Genomic DNA, 16,463 nt, shown 5'->3' on the forward strand with positions numbered 1-16,463 from the left:
CTCCCCCTCCGTCGCCTTTGGCGCCACCTCCACCCGGCGGGGGAGGATTTCGAGCTCCAACTGGGCGTCTGCGGCCACGCGCGCACTGTCCTACAACGCAAAAATTTGCGATGCTGGGCTCTCGGCTCTTTCTCATCTTGAAACGCGCATTCCAGACGAACGCTGTTCGCCACCCACCGCTACGCGGCGCCACAACCGGCGGAAACAACCGTTTTACGCCTAACCTTAGCCTAACTTTCCGCCCCGCCCCTACAGCGTCAGCACGATTTTCCCGACATGATCGCCCGCCTCCATCCGCGCGTGCGCGGCGGGGGCTTCCTCCAGCGGGAAGGTGCGGTCGATCACCGGCTTCAACCGTCCGGCCTCGACATGCGGCCACACCATCCGGTGGAGTTCGTCGGCGACCATCGATTTGAACGCGGCGTCGCGCGGGCGCAGCGTCGATCCGGTCAGCGTCAGGCGGCGGCGCATCACCTCGAAGATCGGGATCGTCGCCATCAGCCCGCCCTGCACCGCGATCGACACGTGCCGCCCGTCATCGGCGAGGCATTGCAGGTTGCGCGGCACATAATCCCCGCCGACCATGTCGAGCACCGCCGCGCAGCCCCCGCCACCGCCTCTGCCGCCGGTGATCTCCTTCACCCGCGCCACGAAATCCTCGGTCTTGTAATTGATCGCGTGCGCCGCGCCGAGCCCGAGCGCCGCTGCGCATTTCTCGTCCGATCCCGCCGTCACGATCACGCGCAGCCCGAAGATCGTACCGAGCGCAATTGCCATCGTGCCGATCCCGCTGGTGCCGCCATGCACCAGCACGGTGTCGCCCTCGGTCGCATAGGCGCGTTCGAACAAATTGGTCCACACCGTAAACAGCGTTTCGGGGATCGCCGCGGCCTCGATCATCGAAAGCCCCGTCGGCACCGGCAGCACTTGCCCCGCCGCCACCGTGACATATTCGGCATAGCCCCCGCCACCGAGCAAGGCGCATACCGGTTGCCCCGTCATGTCGACCGCCAGATCGTCGCCTTGTGCGACGACGATGCCCGACACTTCGAGCCCCGGGATCGACGGCGCGCCCGGTGGCGGCGGATAGCCACCCTTGCGCTGCAGCACGTCGGGCCGGTTGACGCCCGCCGCCGCGACGCGGATCAACACCTCGTCTGCGCGCACTTTTGGCACCGGGCGTTCGATGACGCGCAGCACTTCGGGGCCGCCTGGCTCTGCCGGGTCGATCGCGCGCATTGTCTCGGGAATTCCATCCATCGGTCGTGCGCCCCGTTTTACCTGCCTATACGTACGGCGCCTTATTGACATGGGGCCGCGTCGGGTCAACGATCCTGACCATGGACCTCGACGAGATTCTCCCGAAGCATGCGGGCGATCCGCTCGCTGCGCTGATCGCGCAGGACCTTGACCCGTTGTCGGTCAAGGAACTGGAAGCGCGGATCGCGGCGCTCGAAGGCGAGATCGCGCGGACTGCGCAGAAAATGCGGACCGCCGTCACCCACCGCGCCACCGCGCACGATTTGTTCAAGTCATGAGCGCTTCGCGTCTGGACCGCAGGAAATCCCCACGCGAATTTCAAGTGCTTGTCACATCGGATCAGCCTTCCGACATAGGCGTAAAGGGTCGCGCGTCCCCAGCGACCCGCATGGAGTAAAGAACCGATGCCATCCTTCGCCTCCGCGCTGGAAACCACGCTTCACAAGGCGCTCGAAGCCGCGTCCTCGCGCCGCCACGAATATGCCACCCTCGAACATCTGCTGTTCGCGCTGATCGACGATGAACATGCGTCGAAAGTGATGGAATCGTGCGGCGTCGACACCGCCGAACTGACCGCAACTGTGCGCCACTATCTCGATACCGAGCTGGAAGCGCTCAAGGTGGAGGCGGCGACCGACCCCTCCCCCACCAGCGGCTTCCAGCGCGTCGTCCAGCGCGCGATTCTCCACGTCCAGTCCTCGGGCCGCGACGAAGTCACCGGCGCCAACGTGCTCGTCGCTCTGTTCAGCGAACGTGAGAGCTACGCGGTCTATTTCCTGCAGCAGCAGGACATGAGCCGGCTCGACGCGGTCAGCTTCATCAGCCACGGCGTCGGCAAGGGTGCCACAGCGCCCGAAGCCGTCGTGCCCAAGGGAGCCGAAGAAGAGAAGCCGCAAAAGACCGGCGAGAAGGGCAAAAGCGAAAGCGCGCTCAAGCAATTCTGCGTCGATCTCAACGAGAAGGCCAAGAAGGGCAAGGTCGATCCGCTGATCGGTCGCGGACCCGAGGTTGACCGGACGGTGCAGATCCTGTGCCGCCGCTCGAAGAACAACCCGCTTTATGTCGGCGATCCCGGCGTCGGCAAGACCGCGATCGCCGAGGGTCTTGCGCGCAAGATCGTCGAGGGCAACGTGCCCGAAGTGCTGCTCCCTGCGGTGATCTATTCGCTCGACATGGGCGCGTTGCTCGCGGGCACGCGCTATCGCGGCGATTTCGAGGAGCGGCTGAAGGCGGTCGTCAACGAGCTCGAAAAGCTGCCCGATGCGATCCTGTTCATCGACGAAATCCACACCGTGATCGGTGCGGGCGCGACCAGCGGCGGCGCGATGGATGCCTCCAATCTGCTCAAGCCCGCGCTGTCGGGCGGGACGATCCGCTGCATCGGCTCGACCACCTACAAGGAATTCCGCAACCACTTCGAGAAGGACCGCGCATTGCTGCGGCGCTTCCAGAAGATTGACGTCAACGAGCCGACGATCGAGGATACGATCAAGATTCTCGCGGGTCTGCGCTCGGCGTTCGAGGACCATCACAAGGTCAAGTACACGCCCGACGCGATCAAGGCGGCGGTCGAACTCTCGGCGCGCTACATCAACGACCGCAAGCTGCCCGACAAGGCGATCGACGTGATCGACGAAGTCGGCGCGATGCAAATGCTGGTGCCGCTTGCTAAGCGCAAGAAGACCATCACGACGCGCGAGATCGAACAAGTCATCGCCACGATGGCGCGCATCCCGCCGAAATCGGTCTCGACCGACGACACCAAGGCGCTCGAAAGCCTCGAGACCGATCTAAAGCGTGTCGTGTTCGGGCAGAATGCCGCGATCGAGAAGCTTGCGTCGGCAATCAAGCTGTCGCGCGCTGGTCTTCGCGATCCCGAAAAGCCGATCGGCAACTATCTGTTCACGGGTCCCACCGGCGTCGGCAAGACCGAAGTCGCCAAGCAGCTTGCCCACATCATGGGTATCCCGCTCCAGCGCTTCGACATGTCGGAATATATGGAACGGCATTCGGTCAGCCGCCTGATCGGTGCCCCGCCGGGCTATGTCGGTTTCGATCAGGGCGGCCTGCTCACCGATGCGATCGATCAGCAGCCGCATTCGGTGCTTCTGCTCGACGAAATTGAGAAGGCGCATCCCGATTTGTTCAACATCCTGCTGCAGGTGATGGACAATGGGCGGCTGACCGACCAGCACGGCAAGACGGTCGATTTCCGCAACGTCATCCTGATCATGACGACCAACGCGGGCGCAAGCGACATGGCGCGCGAGACCTTGGGCTTCGGCAACCTCACCCGCGAGGGCGAGGATGAGCAGGCCGTGCAGAAGATGTTCACGCCCGAGTTCCGCAACCGGTTGGATGCAATCGTGCCGTTCGGCTATCTGCCGACCGAAGTGGTTGCGCGGGTGGTGGACAAGTTCATCCTCCAGCTTGAATTGCAGCTGGCGGACCGCAACGTGCACATCAACCTCGACGACGAATCGAAGGCGTGGCTCACGACCAAGGGCTATGACAAGCTCTACGGCGCCCGCCCAATGGGCCGCCTGATCCAGGAAAAGATCAAGCAACCGCTCGCTGAGGAACTTTTGTTCGGCAAGCTGGTCCATGGCGGCGAGGTGACGGTGAAGATGAAGGACGGCGCGCTGTCGTTCGAAATCACCCCCGCCCCGCCCAAGAAGCCCAAGAAGAAGAGCGCGGCCGCCAAAATCGACAAGGACACGACCTCGGCGAAATAGACAAAATCCAGCGATGGGCCCGGAGCGCATGTCCCGGGTCCATCGTTCGTTTGGCGGCAGCCACGCGCTGAAGGCGATCTTTACCATCTGTTCGGAATCGGCGGATTAGGGTGCAGCATGCACCGCGCCATTCTTTCCAAGATCTTAGCCCTCTGCATCGGGGCCCTTGCGGGGATGATGGCGGGCGGTCCCGCGCAGGCGCAGATGGCCGTTGCGGGACAGGCTTTTCAAGTATGCGTCGTGCGCGACGCCGGTCGCTCTGCTGGCTGGCAAGGTCCGCTTCGATTGCGACACGACGCAGACTCGATTCGGCCCGGGCGATTTCTGGCTCCGCTCCGGCCCGGTGTCGCGCACCGGCCCGCTCCGCATCCGCAATGTGAGCCTGTGGCAGAAGCGCGTTACGCTGTACGCGCTTTACGCTGATGGAGCGATCGTCGCCGCCACGATCGACGATCATGCGACGACCGCGCACCTTGCACTCGGCGCGATCCTCGAACAACCGCTGGCCGGTCGTCCGGCACCCCTCGTCCGACTGTTGTGGCATATCGAAGGATCGGCGAATCTGCGCGCGATCCTGCGCGAGCCACGGATCGCCACTCCGAGCGAAAGCGAGCGCTTCGATCTCGAGATGAGCGCGCTTTATTCCGCCTTTGCCGGGCTGTGCATCGCTTTGCTCTGTTACAATTTCGCTTTGTGGGTCGCGCTTCGACACCCGTTCCAATTGGCCTATTGCGCGATGGTCGTCGCGCTCCTGCTCTATGCTTTCTCGACATCGGGCGCGCTGGCCTGGGCGTGGCCGAACATCGCCAATACCGACCGCATTCGCGTCAACTATCTGACACTCGGCTTGTCCTCGGTCGCGGCCTTCGTCTTTGCGCGTGCCTTTTTCGAGCCGCGCGTTTTCGCGGGTTGGACCGGGCGGATCGCCGCTGCGGCATCTGCGACGCTGCTCGCGGCCACCCTGGGCTATGTCCTGTTTGCGCCTTACGATGTTCGAACCTTCGACACCGTCTATTGCTGGGCGTTTGTCGGCCAGATGGCGGTAATCTCACCGATCCTGTGGCGCGCCTGGGCTACGCGCAGCAATTATTTGTGGCTGTTCGCCGTGGCATGGGCCGCGCCGATCGTCTTGGCGTGCCTGCGCATCGCCAATGCGATCAACCTGATCGGCAGCAGCTTCTGGCTCGACAATTCGACGATCCTGTCAATGTCGGTCGAGGCTTTGCTGTCGAGCCTCGCCATCGCCTATCGCATGCGCCTGCTCAGCGCCGAGCGCGACGAAGCGCGCGAGGGCGAGATCGCCGCCAGGTTGCTCGCCGATACCGATCCCTTGACCGGCTTGCTCAACCGTCGCGCCTTCCTGCACCAGGCGATCGGTCGCGATGGCGAGCACATTCTGATGATTGCCGATCTCGACCATTTCAAGCGAGTCAACGAAACGATCGGGCATGATGGCGGGGACGAAGTGTTGCGTGTCTTCGCCCGGACGCTACGCCAGGCGGTCCCGCCCGGTGCGCTCGTCGCGCGGATCGGTGGCGAGGAATTCGCCATCGTCACGCCCAGCGCGTTTGCGGTCGAACCCGGCGAAATTCTCGCGCGGCTGCGCGCCGGTCGCATGCCCTACGACGTTGCCGTCACGGCCAGCATCGGCACATGCAGCGGCCCCCTGCTGCGCGAAACCGATTGGAAGGCGCTCTATGCCTGCGCTGATCGCGCGCTGTTCGACGCGAAAAGCGCGGGGCGGGATCGGGCGCGAGGGCGGGCTCTGCCGGATCGGTTGGCCGCGTAACGGTCTTGCCCCAGCCCACGATTAACGATATGCGTTGGGTGTAAGGAATTGCTCGTGCGCAATCGCCGAATCATGGTTGGTATCGTCGCTTTGCTCGCATTGGTCGCCGTCGCGCGCCACCCGAGCGCAGATATCCAGATCCTGACGCACGACGCCACCGATCGTGCACCGCATCACGTTAAAGCGGCAGTGGATCTCGGTCTGGTCGCGGTCTCTGTACTCGTGACATGGACGGGCGAGCACATTCGCTGAGCTTGCGAGCAAGCGGTTGCTTGCTTACACCTGTGTCAATGCACTCCCCTGAGGCCATCTGGCGCACATCCTATCGTCACCCCAATCCGTGGGATAGCGCGTTTCCGTCGCTGTCGATGGTCGATCTGTTCGATCGATCCTGCGCACGCATGGCGAAGGCGCCGCTGATCGATTTCCTCGGGCGGCACTATAGTTTTGCCAAAACGCACGATGGCGCGAACCGCGTCGCCGCGGGGTTGACGGCGCTCGGCTATGGACCGGGCGACCGGATCGGTCTGTTCTTGCCCAACGTCCCGCATTACCTGGCAGCCTATTACGGCATCCTCAAGATCGGCGCGACGGTGGTGAACTTCTCGCCGCTCTACACCGTGGCCGAGCTCGAACATCAGGTCGCAGATTCGGGAACGCGGGTGCTGTTCACGCTGTCCGCGACCGCGCTGCTACCGACGGCGCTCAAGGTGCTTGACGGCAGCACGCTCGAACGGCTGATCGTCGGGTCGATTGCCGGTGCATTGCCGACATCGAAATCGATCCTCTACCGCCTCTTCAAGCGCAAGGAGGTCACGCCGCGCCCGCACGACTCGCGGATCATCGCCTTTTCAAAGCTCATCGCCAATGACGGCAAGCATACCCGCGCGACGGTGAACGCCGAGCACGACGTCGCGCTGATCCAATATACCGGCGGCACCACCGGCAGGCCCAAGGGCGCGATGCTGACGCACCAGAATCTGTCGGCCAATGCGCGTCAGGTGATGGCGATCGACCCTGAGCCGGGCAAGCCCGACCGCATCCTCGGCGTGCTGCCGCTGTTTCACGTCTTCGCCAACACCTGCGTTCTCAACCGCACCGTGCTCAACGGCGGCTGCATCGTGATGCTGCCACGCTTCGAGGCGGGCGCGGTGCTGGCGGCGATCGACCGGACCAAGGCGACAGCACTTCCCGGCGTGCCGACCATGTATCAGGCGCTGCTCGATCACCCGAAGATCGGAGCGACCGATTTCTCCTCGCTCCGGGTGTGTATTTCAGGCGGCGCTCCGCTTGCGGGCCCATTGAAGGCCAAGTTCGAAGCCGTCACTGGCGCGACCGTCGTCGAGGGCTATGGCCTGTCGGAAAGCTCGGGCGTGTTGTCGGCCAATCCGTATCAGCAGGAAGGCAAGACCGGTACGATCGGCCAGCCAATCCCCAGCACCCACCTCCGCTTGGTCGACAAGGCCGACCCGACGCAGGATCCCCCCGAGGGCGAACCCGGCGAAATCGTCGCGATGGGGCCGCAAATCATGAAGGGCTATTGGAACCGCGCCGACGCCGATGCCGATGTGTTCGTGACGAACGCTGCCGGCCGCTGGCTCCGCACCGGCGATGTCGGGACGATCGACGCGGACGGTTTCGTCAAGATCGTCGACCGGTTGAAGGACATGCTCTCAGTCTCGGGTTTCAAGGTCTTTCCGAGCCAGATCGAAGCGCTGCTCAATCAGCATCCTGCGGTGAAGGAGGCAATGGTGATCGGCCTGCCCGACGCTTACCGCGGCGAGCAACCACGCGGCTATGTCACGCTCAACGACGGCGCAACCGCGACGGGTACGGAACTGCGCGACTGGCTCAACCCACAACTCGGCCGCCACGAGCGCGTCGATGACGTCGTGATTCGCCTGACCATGCCCAAGACGATGATCGGCAAGTTGAGCCGCAAGGATTTGATTGCCGAGGTGATGGCGGAGGGAGTCGCGTAAATGTCCAAGCTGATCCTTCACGAATATGCGCAATCGGGAAATTGCTACAAAATCCGCCTGACCGCCGCGCATGTCGGCGTGGCGATAGAGCGGCGCGACTATGACATTATGGCCGGCGCGACGCGGTCGCCCGCGTTCCTCGCCTCGGTCAACCCGAATGGGCGCATCCCGGTGCTGCAGATCGGCGACGATTTCCTGCCCGAAAGCGGGGCAGCGTGCCTGTACCTTGCCGACGGATCGCCGCTGATCCCGCACGATCGGTTCGACCGCGCCGACATGCTGCACTGGATGTTCTGGGAACAGTATAATCACGAGCCAAATATCGCGACTTTGCGCTTCTGGCACGCGTTCGTCGGCGAGGACCGGCTGAGCGACCTGCAACGCGTGCAAGTGCCGGCCAAGCAAGCGGCGGGCGCAGCGGCACTCGCGCTGATGGATGCGCACCTTGCAAAGACACCCTTTTTGGCCGCCGGCCGCTTCAGCGTCGCCGATATCGCGCTTTACGCCTATACGCATGTCGCCGACGAAGGCGGGTTCGCGCTGCGCCAATATCCCGCCGTCACGGCGTGGCTTGCGCGGGTGGCGGCGCAGCCCAACCACATTCCGATGTGACAGTTGCGTGAAGGCCGACGATTCGGATTGTAACAATCTATGGCCATAGCCTTGAAGCATTCAACGACTTGGGGATGTCGCCATGAATGCAGTAACCAAGATCGCTCTCGCAGGACTTGCCGGCGCCACGATCGCCGATTTCAGCGACTTCGCCAATTCGCAACCTGCCATCCCCGAGCGCGCCACGACCGAGCGTCGCCGCTATCGCACGATCTGGATTTCCGACATTCACTTGGGCACACGCGGCTGCAACGCCGAAATGCTCATCGACTTTTTAGACCATGTCGACAGCGAGCGGATGTATCTGGTCGGCGACATTATCGACGGGTGGCGGCTGAAGAAGAAATTTTACTGGCCCACGGCGCATAACGACGTGGTGTGGCGCCTGCTCAAGCGCGCCAAGCGCGGCACCGAAGTGATCTACATCCCGGGCAATCATGATGAGGTGATGCGGCAGTTCACCGGACTCGATTTCGGCGGGGTCGCGATCCGGCGAAAAGCGATTCACGAGACCGCCGACGGCCGCCGCCTGCTGGTGCTGCACGGCGACGAATTCGACGCGATCACGCTCGCACACCGCTGGCTAGCGCATGTCGGCGATGTAGCGTATGAGTTCCTTATGGGTCTGAACCGCTGGGTGAACGCGTACCGACGCACCTTCAACCTGCCTTATTGGTCGCTGTCGAAGCACGCCAAGGCCAAGGTCAAGAACGCCGTCCAGTTCATTTCGAATTACGAGGAAATCGTCGCGCAAGCCGCCGGTGCGCGCGGGGTCGACGGCGTCGTGTGCGGGCACATCCACACCGCCGAATATCGCAACATCGGCGGCGTAGAATACTATAATGACGGCGACTGGGTGGAGGGTTGCACCGCCTTGGTCGAACATTTCGACGGCCGCATGGAATTGCTCCACTGGGCCGACGAAATCGCCGCACGCGAGGCACCGCGCGTTGTGGCGAAGATCGAGATGTTGGCGGCCTGACCGGGGTGCGGATCGCGATCGCCACCGATGCGTGGAGCCCACAGGTGAATGGGGTCGTGCGCACATTGCAGGCGGTGCGCGCCGAATTGGAACGTCTGGGGCACGAAGTTCTGATCGTCTCCCCTGATCTGTTCTATTCGCTGCCCTGCCCGACCTACCCAGAGATTCGCCTGGCCTTTGCCAGCACCGGTAGCGTCGGCAAGATGCTCGCAGATTTCGCGCCCAACGCGATCCACCTCGCGACCGAAGGGCCGGTGTGTTTGGCCGCGCGGCGCTGGTGCCTGACCCGCGGGTTTCCCTTCACCACCGCCTATCACACGCAATTCCCCGATTACGTGTCGGCGCGCACCGGCGTGAACCCGGAATGGGTGTGGCGCTATATCCGCTGGTTCCATTGGCCCGCGCAATCGATCCTCGCCTCGACCCCGTCGATTGCGGCAACGCTCAAGTCGCATGATTTGACGCGCATCCGGCATTGGGGCCGCGGGGTCGATCTGTCGACCTTCTCGCCCGATCTCGCGCCACATCCGGCAATCGCCGCGCTGAAAGCCGAGGGCAAGGGCCCGATCCAGCTCTATGTCGGCCGCGTCGCGATCGAGAAGAATATCGAGGCGTTCCTGACTTCGAGCCACCCCGGCACCAAGGTGATCGTCGGCGATGGTCCCGCACGCGCGGCGCTAATCGCGCGCTTCCCCGACGCGCATTTCCTCGGGCCGCTCTTCGGTGCTGAACTGGCCTCGGCCTATGTCGCGGCCGACGTTTTCGTGTTCCCGAGCCGCACCGACACATTCGGGCTGGTGATGATCGAGGCACTGGCCTGCGGCACCCCGGTCGCCGCCTTCCCGGTGACGGGGCCGGTCGACGTGCTGACCGACGCGGTCGGCGCGATGGACGAGGATTTGAGCGTCGCGATCGCCGCCGCGCTGACCCGCGACCGCTCGACCTGTGCCGCTTATGGCCAGACCTTCACCTGGGAAGCGAGCGCGCGGCAGTTCCTCGGCGCGCTCGTACCGGTCGAACATCCCGAGGCGATCGCGGCTTGAAGCCAGGGGAGTGATCGCATAAAACTGCCACGCTCGGGAGTTGATGTGATGGACGTGACAGTCGGAAAGCGTTGGGAAGCCTTTGTCGAAGCGGTCGTCGCAGACGGCAGCTACGGGTCGGCTGATCAGGTTGTCGTGGAAGGCCTGCGATTAGTCCAGGAGCGCGAGAGCAAACTCGCGGCCTTGCGCGAGACGATTCAGGCATCGATCGCGCGCGGGGGATGGAATACCATCGAGGACGTCGAACAGCGCCTTAAACTCGACATGGACGAATGGGAACGAAGCCGGAAGTGACCCGTCGCCTGCTCGTCTCGGAATCTGCCGAAGAGGACTTGCGATCAATCAGCCGGTACATCGCGACTGAAAGCGATAGAGCGACAGCCGACGCGGTCAGAACTGGAATTGTCACGCATTGTCGTCGCCTTGCCGATTTGCCGGGGACCCTTGGCACGGAGCGTGCCGAACTCTCGCCTGGGCTTCGCAGCACGCCTCACAAGAGTTACGTCATTTATTTTCGGTACAGCGGGGATCGCGTCGAGATCGTGAACGTGCTCGACGCCCGCCGCGACGTGGCGGCGCATTTTAGCCCACAGGACGACGACGGCTGAATCCCCAACCCGCGCTTGCCCTCCCCGCCCAACCGCTCTACACTAAGTGCCAGCACAGTGGCCGCTCCGAAAGGGGCGGCCCTTTCCGTTTCTGAAGGAATTTCCCGTGGCCCAGCCGCTCATGCCGCATGCGACCGCTTCGTGGCTCGTCGACAATACCGCGCTCAGCTTCGAACAGATTGCCGAGTTTTGCGGGCTGCATATCCTCGAAATTCAGGCGATCGCCGACGATACCGCCGCGACCAAGCTGACCGGGCGCGATCCGATCCGCGCACATGAATTGACGCAGGACGAGATCGACAAGGGTCAGGCCGACCCGGATTATACGCTCAAGATCCTGAAAGGTCCCGAGCAAGTCCGCCGCACCAAGGGCCCGCGCTACACGCCAGTGTCGAAGCGCTCGGACAAGCCCGACGGCATTGCGTGGATCATCCGCAACCATCCCGAAATCACCGATGGCGCGATCGGCCTGCTGATCGGCACGACCCGCACGACGATCGCCGCAATCCGCGACCGCAGCCATTGGAACATCGCCAACATCACGCCGAAGGACCCGGTGACACTCGGCCTGACGACGCAGCGCGAACTCGATGCGGCGGTTGCCAAGGCGGCGAAGGCAGCGGGAATCGAGGCTCCGGTCGACACGCGGCTGGAGGGCGACCGCGAAGCGCTGATCGTCGAGTTGCGCGCGCAACGCCTGCAACTGGCGCGCGAAGCCGAGGCAGCCGAAAATGGCGAGCTTCCAGCTGCGCCGGCCGCCGAGCCGACGGCGGAGACGCTGTTCAAGCGCTAAGCCGTTCCTAGCGCCAGTCCTTTCCGTTCGGGCTGAGCTTGTCGAAGCCCCGGTCGCCGCAAGGCACGTCTTCTAGTTGGAGAGGTGCCTTCGACAGGCTCAGGGCGAACGGAATGGGACATTTGATGACCGAGCCCCCCCGCTTCGCCTTCGCCATCCACGCGACCGACGGCGCCGCCCGCACCGGCGAGATCGCGATGCGGCGTGGCGTCATCCGCACGCCCGCCTTTATGCCGGTCGGCACCGTGGGCACGGTCAAGGGCGTGAAACCAGCCGATGTCCGCGCGGCGGGGGCCGACATCATCCTCGGCAATACCTATCATCTGATGCTGCGCCCCGGTGCCGAGCGGATGGCGCGGCTTGGCGGGCTGCACGGCTTCATGGGGTGGGATCACCCGATCCTGACCGACAGCGGCGGCTATCAGGTGATGAGCCTGAGCGATCTGACCAAGCGCGACGAGAATGGCGTCACCTTCAAATCACACATCGATGGCTCGCGCCACACGCTCAGCCCGGAACGGTCGATCGAAATCCAGCGGCTGCTCGGCTCGGACATCGTGATGGCGTTCGACGAACTGGTCCCGACCACCTCGACGCCCGAAGTGCAGGCGGCGGCGATGGCGCGGTCAATGCGCTGGGCGAAGCGGTCGCGCGGTGCCTTCGATGCTGGTGGCGCGCATGCCGAAAACGCCGCAATCTTCGGCATCCAGCAAGGCGCACTCGACCGGACGCTGCGCGGCGATAGTGCGGCGGCGCTGATCGACATCGGCTTCGACGGTTACGCGGTCGGCGGGCTGGCGGTCGGCGAGGGACAGGAAGCGATGTTCGGCTGCCTCGATTTCGCGCCCGGACAATTGCCCGCCGACAAACCGCGTTACCTGATGGGGGTGGGCAAGCCCGACGATATCGTCGGCGCGGTCGAACGCGGGATCGACATGTTCGATTGCGTCCTCCCGACCCGCTCAGGCCGCACCGGGCAGGCGTTCACGCGTACGGGCCCGATCAATATCCGCAACGCGAAGTTTGCCGAGGACACCGGCCCGCTCGACCCGGGGTGCGCGTGCCCGACCTGCGCGACGTGGTCGCGCGCCTACCTCCATCACCTGGTGCGCGCGGGCGAGATGCTCGGCGCGATGCTGATGACCGAGCATAATCTCTATTTTTATCAGGCCTTGATGGCCGATCTGCGCAGTGCCATTATTGCCGGAAGGCTCAAGACCTTCGCGGATGCGTTCCGGAGCGATTATAAGAGCCAAAGCGAGAGAGAGTGATGGCCGAACGAATCAACGAAATCGAAGCGGTAGCACGCGAGCATAAGCGCGTTCGCGATGCCGCGGAGGCCGCGATTGCCGCAGGCGCCGGAGGCCCGCAGACTTGGCCGGTCGTGCCGATTGCGATCGGCGTTGGCGTCGGCTCGGCCGCCTTGGCTGCGGCCTTGCTCTATGCGGGGCGCGGGCGGAAGAAATAGCCATCGCTCGCGGCTTCCCCGCCGTGACTTTGTTGATTTAGACGGCTTGAATTCCGTTCGGGCTGAGCTTGTCGAAGCCCCGCGGCCAACAAATAGCGCCGGACGTGATGCACGGAGCCCTTCGACAAGCTCAGGGCGAACGGGATGGGATGCGCCGCATCTCCTCCGCACCGTGTCTTAGGCGATTGACACGGCACAGCTGACCGCGACACACTGCGCGTATCCGATTTCCCCCGTCCGGAGTCCTCCATGCGTCTTTCCCGTGCCGCCCTTTTGCTGGGCGCCGCCCTGCTGCCGCTCGCCGCCACCGCAAAGCCAGCGCCGAAGGCCCCTGCCCGCCCCGCCGCGCCCGCGATCAAGCCGATCGCCTTTACCGAACGCACGCTGGCGAACGGCCTGCGCGTCTATGCGATCCGCGACACGACGACACCCAACGTATCGGTGCAAGTGTGGTACGATGTCGGATCGAAGGATGATCCCGCGGAAAAATCGGGCTTTGCGCACATGTTCGAGCACCTCATGTTCAAAGCAACGCGCAACCTCGTCTCCGAACAGATGGACCGGCTGACTGAGGATGTCGGGGGCAACAACAACGCCTCGACCAACGACGATTACACCGAATATCACGAGACGATTCCAGCGAACCATCTCGAGCGCCTGCTGTTCGCCGAGGCCGACCGGATGGCGAGCCTCGTGGTCGAGCCGAAGAGCTTCGCCTCCGAACGCGATGTGGTGAAGGAGGAGCTGCGCCAGAACACCAATGCGCGGCCTTACGGCAAGCTCTTCTCGCTCTATTTCCCGGCGATTTCGTACACCAAGCACCCCTATGCGCGCGGCACGATCGGCAGCCTCGACAATCTGCAGAGCGCGCAGATCGACGATGTGCGGGCGTTTCACGCGACATATTACCGGCCCGACAATGCGGTACTGGTGGTATCGGGCAATTTCGATGCCAGTCAGCTGGACGGCTGGATTGACCAGTATTTCGCGAAGATCACGCGCCCGACCGCGCCGATCCCGCGTGTGACGGTCGTCGAGCCGGAGCGGACCAAGGCGACGCATTATGTCGTGCAGGAGCCGAACACCCCGCTGCCCGCCGTGCTGATCAGCTATCCGATCCCGGCGGACAGCCACCCCGACGGCCCTGCCTTGTCGGTGCTGAATGCCGTCCTGTCGCAGGGCGAGAGCTCGCGGCTGTACGAGACGCTCGTCTATCGCGACCAGCTTGCGCAAAGTGCCGAGACCTATCTCGATTCGAAGCAAGGGCCGGGCAATCTTGCGGTGATCGCGATCCTGGCGAGCGGCAAGACCGCGACCGAGGGCGAGAGTGCGCTGCGCCGCGAGATTGCGCGGGTTCGCACGAAAGCCGTCACCGCCGCCGAACTGGCCGAGGCGAAGAACGAGATTCTGACCAGCGCGCTGCGCGGGCGCGAAACCGCCGAGGGCAAGGGGCGGACGATCGCGTCCTCGGTGATCATCGACCGCAACCCGCGCGCGGCCGACCGGCAACTCGCCGCGATCGGACGCGTGACCGCCGCCGACGTGCAGCGCGTAGCCGCGAAATATCTGCGCGATCAGCGTTCGGCGACGATCCAGTATCTGCCCGAAGACAAGACGGTCGCGGCACCGCAGAACGACCGGATCGACGTTGCGGAGACCGTCGTCACCAAGCAGCTCGTCGCGCCGGGCAAGGTCGAGATCGTCACCCCGGCAAGCGAGGCCGACCGCATCGCGCCGCCACCTGCTGGCCCCGCGATTGCCGCGAGTGCGCCGGTGACGAACGAATTCACGCTCGCCAACGGGCTGCGGGTTGTGCTGGTCGAGAAGCACGAACTGCCCTTGCTGACCGCGCTGCTCGTGGCACAGGGCGGTGGCGCGACCGACCCGGCCGACCGCGCGGGCGTCGGCAATCTGACCGCCGCTTTGCTGACCAAGGGCACCAAGACCCGCTCCGCCACCGAGATTGCGCGGCAGATCGAGACGCTGGGCGGATCGATTTCGAGCGACGCGAGCTATGATGGGTCGACCGTCGATGTGACGGTTAAGGCTGATCAGGCCGCGCCCGCACTCGCCATCCTGGCCGATGTTGCGCGCAATCCGGTGTTCGCGCCCGAGGAAATCGAGCGCGCGCGGGCGCAGACGATCGACGGGGTGCAAGTCGCGATCAAGAATCCGAGTCAGCTGGCGGGGCTGGTCGCGGCGCGTGCGGTGCTCGGCGATGCGCCGTACGGACACCCGCTGTCGGGCACGCCGACCTCGCTTAAAGCGATTACCAAAAGCGATATTCAGTCTGCCTATAGCATGACGTGGATGCCGAGTCAGACGACGCTCGTTCTTGTCGGGGATGTGACCCCCGCTGCCGCAAAACGGTTGGCTGAAGCTAATTTTGCGACGTGGAAAGAGCCAGGGACACGCACAATCGGAACGCGCGACCGCTTCGCCGCCCCACCCAAACCGCGCGTGATTGTCGTCGACATGCCGGGCGCAGGGCAAGCCGGGGTCGTCGTAGCCCGACCCGGCATCGCGCGGAGTGACGCACAATTCTATCCCGCCGCCGTCGCCAACACGATCCTTGGCGGCGGGTTCTCGTCGCGGCTGAACCAGGAAATCCGCATCAAGCGCGGGCTTGCGTACGGCGCGGGCAGTTCGGTGCAGGCGGGTCGCTTGCCCGGCGCGATCAGCGGGCGCACCTCGACCAAGAATCCGAGCGCGCCCGAGACGGTATCGATCATCCTCGCGGAGATGAAGCGGCTGGGGGCAGAGCCGGTCACCGCCGCCGAGCTCGAAACGCGCAAGGCCGTGCTGGTCGGCAATTTCGGCCGCGCGACCGAGACGACCGCGGGCATTGCCGGCACGGTCGGCGGGTACGTGGTGCAGGGCCTGCCGCTGAGCGAACTGGGCGCGTACACCGCGCGCGTCTCGGCGGTCGATCCGGCGGCAGTGCAGGCGGCGGCGGCGAAGCTGCTCGATCCGGCGGTCGCGAGCGTCGTGATCGTTGGGGACGCCAAGCTGTTCCTGCCGGAGTTGCGCAAGACCTACCCCGATGCCGAGGTGATCGCGGCGGAGGCGCTCAAACTGGATAGCGCGGCGTTGAAATAACTCCGGAATCTCGCGCGAAAAACTTACGTTAACGATCAACTGTTTCAGCGCGAGACAGGGCAAATTCGGTAGCATCCTCTTCATGCCAAATC

At 64.2% G+C, this 16,463-nt stretch carries 15 protein-coding genes; 14 read left to right on the top strand and 1 reads right to left on the bottom strand.

Going from position 1 to position 16,463, the window contains the following annotated elements:
• Positions 1-249 precede the first annotated feature (249 nt).
• Positions 250-1,239: an NAD(P)H-quinone oxidoreductase gene (locus tag IEV62_RS08225; protein ID WP_229732943.1), complete on the bottom strand. Its 990-nt coding sequence runs from the start codon at positions 1,237-1,239 to the stop codon at positions 250-252.
• Positions 1,240-1,340: 101 nt separating this feature from the next.
• Here IEV62_RS08225 and IEV62_RS08230 point away from each other — a divergent pair, with 101 nt between their 5' ends.
• The 14 genes from IEV62_RS08230 to IEV62_RS08295 all read left to right on the top strand — a co-directional run bounded on the left by IEV62_RS08230 (position 1,341) and on the right by IEV62_RS08295 (position 16,371).
• Positions 1,341-1,538 (top strand): DUF1192 domain-containing protein, encoded by a 198-nt coding sequence (locus tag IEV62_RS08230; RefSeq protein WP_188446397.1) that lies wholly within the window; start codon positions 1,341-1,343, stop codon positions 1,536-1,538.
• Positions 1,539-1,664: 126 nt separating this feature from the next.
• Entirely contained in the window at positions 1,665-3,995 is a 2,331-nt protein-coding gene (gene clpA / locus IEV62_RS08235) for an ATP-dependent Clp protease ATP-binding subunit ClpA (protein ID WP_188446398.1), read from the top strand.
• Positions 3,996-4,206: 211 nt separating this feature from the next.
• Positions 4,207-5,784, top strand: coding sequence for a GGDEF domain-containing protein (locus tag IEV62_RS08240; RefSeq protein ID WP_188446399.1), 1,578 nt, complete (start codon positions 4,207-4,209; stop codon positions 5,782-5,784).
• A 72-nt stretch (positions 5,785-5,856) separates the two neighbouring features.
• Positions 5,857-6,036: a hypothetical protein gene (locus IEV62_RS08245; protein ID WP_229732945.1), complete on the top strand. Its 180-nt coding sequence runs from the start codon at positions 5,857-5,859 to the stop codon at positions 6,034-6,036.
• Between the two features lie 38 nt (positions 6,037-6,074).
• Positions 6,075-7,766: a long-chain-fatty-acid--CoA ligase gene (locus IEV62_RS08250; protein ID WP_188446401.1), complete on the top strand. Its 1,692-nt coding sequence runs from the start codon at positions 6,075-6,077 to the stop codon at positions 7,764-7,766.
• Positions 7,767-8,378: a glutathione S-transferase family protein gene (locus IEV62_RS08255; RefSeq protein WP_188446402.1), complete on the top strand. Its 612-nt coding sequence runs from the start codon at positions 7,767-7,769 to the stop codon at positions 8,376-8,378. It abuts the gene before it with no gap.
• Positions 8,379-8,460: 82 nt separating this feature from the next.
• On the top strand, positions 8,461-9,360 hold the full coding sequence (locus tag IEV62_RS08260; RefSeq protein ID WP_188446403.1) for a UDP-2,3-diacylglucosamine diphosphatase: 900 nt from the start codon (positions 8,461-8,463) through the stop codon (positions 9,358-9,360).
• Between the two features lie 5 nt (positions 9,361-9,365).
• Positions 9,366-10,403 carry a glycosyltransferase family 4 protein gene (locus tag IEV62_RS08265; RefSeq protein ID WP_188446404.1) on the top strand — a complete coding sequence of 346 codons (1,038 nt, stop codon included), beginning with the start codon at positions 9,366-9,368 and terminating at the stop codon, positions 10,401-10,403.
• A gap of 48 nt (positions 10,404-10,451) precedes the next feature.
• Positions 10,452-10,697, top strand: a complete 246-nt coding sequence (locus IEV62_RS08270; RefSeq protein WP_188446405.1) for a type II toxin-antitoxin system ParD family antitoxin — start codon at positions 10,452-10,454, stop codon at positions 10,695-10,697.
• Positions 10,694-11,011 (top strand): type II toxin-antitoxin system RelE/ParE family toxin, encoded by a 318-nt coding sequence (locus IEV62_RS08275; RefSeq protein WP_229732947.1) that lies wholly within the window; start codon positions 10,694-10,696, stop codon positions 11,009-11,011. The genes IEV62_RS08270 and IEV62_RS08275 overlap by 4 nt, the downstream gene beginning before the upstream one ends.
• Before the next feature lie 106 nt (positions 11,012-11,117).
• Positions 11,118-11,804 carry a DUF1013 domain-containing protein gene (locus IEV62_RS08280; RefSeq protein ID WP_229732949.1) on the top strand — a complete coding sequence of 229 codons (687 nt, stop codon included), beginning with the start codon at positions 11,118-11,120 and terminating at the stop codon, positions 11,802-11,804.
• A gap of 125 nt (positions 11,805-11,929) precedes the next feature.
• Positions 11,930-13,075 (top strand): tRNA guanosine(34) transglycosylase Tgt, encoded by a 1,146-nt coding sequence (tgt, locus tag IEV62_RS08285; RefSeq protein WP_188446407.1) that lies wholly within the window; start codon positions 11,930-11,932, stop codon positions 13,073-13,075.
• On the top strand, positions 13,075-13,272 hold the full coding sequence (locus IEV62_RS08290; protein ID WP_188446408.1) for a hypothetical protein: 198 nt from the start codon (positions 13,075-13,077) through the stop codon (positions 13,270-13,272). Before tgt ends, IEV62_RS08290 begins: the two co-directional genes overlap by 1 nt.
• A 249-nt stretch (positions 13,273-13,521) precedes the next feature.
• Complete coding sequence (locus IEV62_RS08295) at positions 13,522-16,371, top strand: M16 family metallopeptidase (RefSeq protein WP_188446410.1); 2,850 nt, start codon at positions 13,522-13,524, stop codon at positions 16,369-16,371.
• Positions 16,372-16,463 lie beyond the last annotated feature (92 nt).

Origin of the sequence: Sphingomonas psychrolutea (assembly GCF_014636175.1) — a bacterium.
Classification (GTDB): domain Bacteria; phylum Pseudomonadota; class Alphaproteobacteria; order Sphingomonadales; family Sphingomonadaceae; genus Sphingomonas; species Sphingomonas psychrolutea.

Excerpts from the sequence above, each read along its gene's own strand:
- IEV62_RS08290 (WP_188446408.1), top strand. The coding sequence starts at position 13,075 with ATGGCCGAACGAATCAACGAAATCGAAGCGGTAGCACGCGAGCATAAG.
- IEV62_RS08295 (WP_188446410.1), top strand. The coding sequence starts at position 13,522 with ATGCGTCTTTCCCGTGCCGCCCTTTTGCTGGGCGCCGCCCTGCTGCCG.
- tgt (WP_188446407.1), top strand. The coding sequence starts at position 11,930 with ATGACCGAGCCCCCCCGCTTCGCCTTCGCCATCCACGCGACCGACGGC.
- IEV62_RS08245 (WP_229732945.1), top strand. The coding sequence starts at position 5,857 with ATGGTTGGTATCGTCGCTTTGCTCGCATTGGTCGCCGTCGCGCGCCAC.
- IEV62_RS08230 (WP_188446397.1), top strand. The coding sequence starts at position 1,341 with ATGGACCTCGACGAGATTCTCCCGAAGCATGCGGGCGATCCGCTCGCT.
- clpA (WP_188446398.1), top strand. The coding sequence starts at position 1,665 with ATGCCATCCTTCGCCTCCGCGCTGGAAACCACGCTTCACAAGGCGCTC.
- IEV62_RS08270 (WP_188446405.1), top strand. The coding sequence starts at position 10,452 with ATGGACGTGACAGTCGGAAAGCGTTGGGAAGCCTTTGTCGAAGCGGTC.
- IEV62_RS08260 (WP_188446403.1), top strand. The coding sequence starts at position 8,461 with ATGAATGCAGTAACCAAGATCGCTCTCGCAGGACTTGCCGGCGCCACG.
- IEV62_RS08225 (WP_229732943.1), bottom strand. The coding sequence starts at position 1,239 with ATGCGCGCGATCGACCCGGCAGAGCCAGGCGGCCCCGAAGTGCTGCGC.
- IEV62_RS08250 (WP_188446401.1), top strand. The coding sequence starts at position 6,075 with ATGCACTCCCCTGAGGCCATCTGGCGCACATCCTATCGTCACCCCAAT.
- IEV62_RS08255 (WP_188446402.1), top strand. The coding sequence starts at position 7,767 with ATGTCCAAGCTGATCCTTCACGAATATGCGCAATCGGGAAATTGCTAC.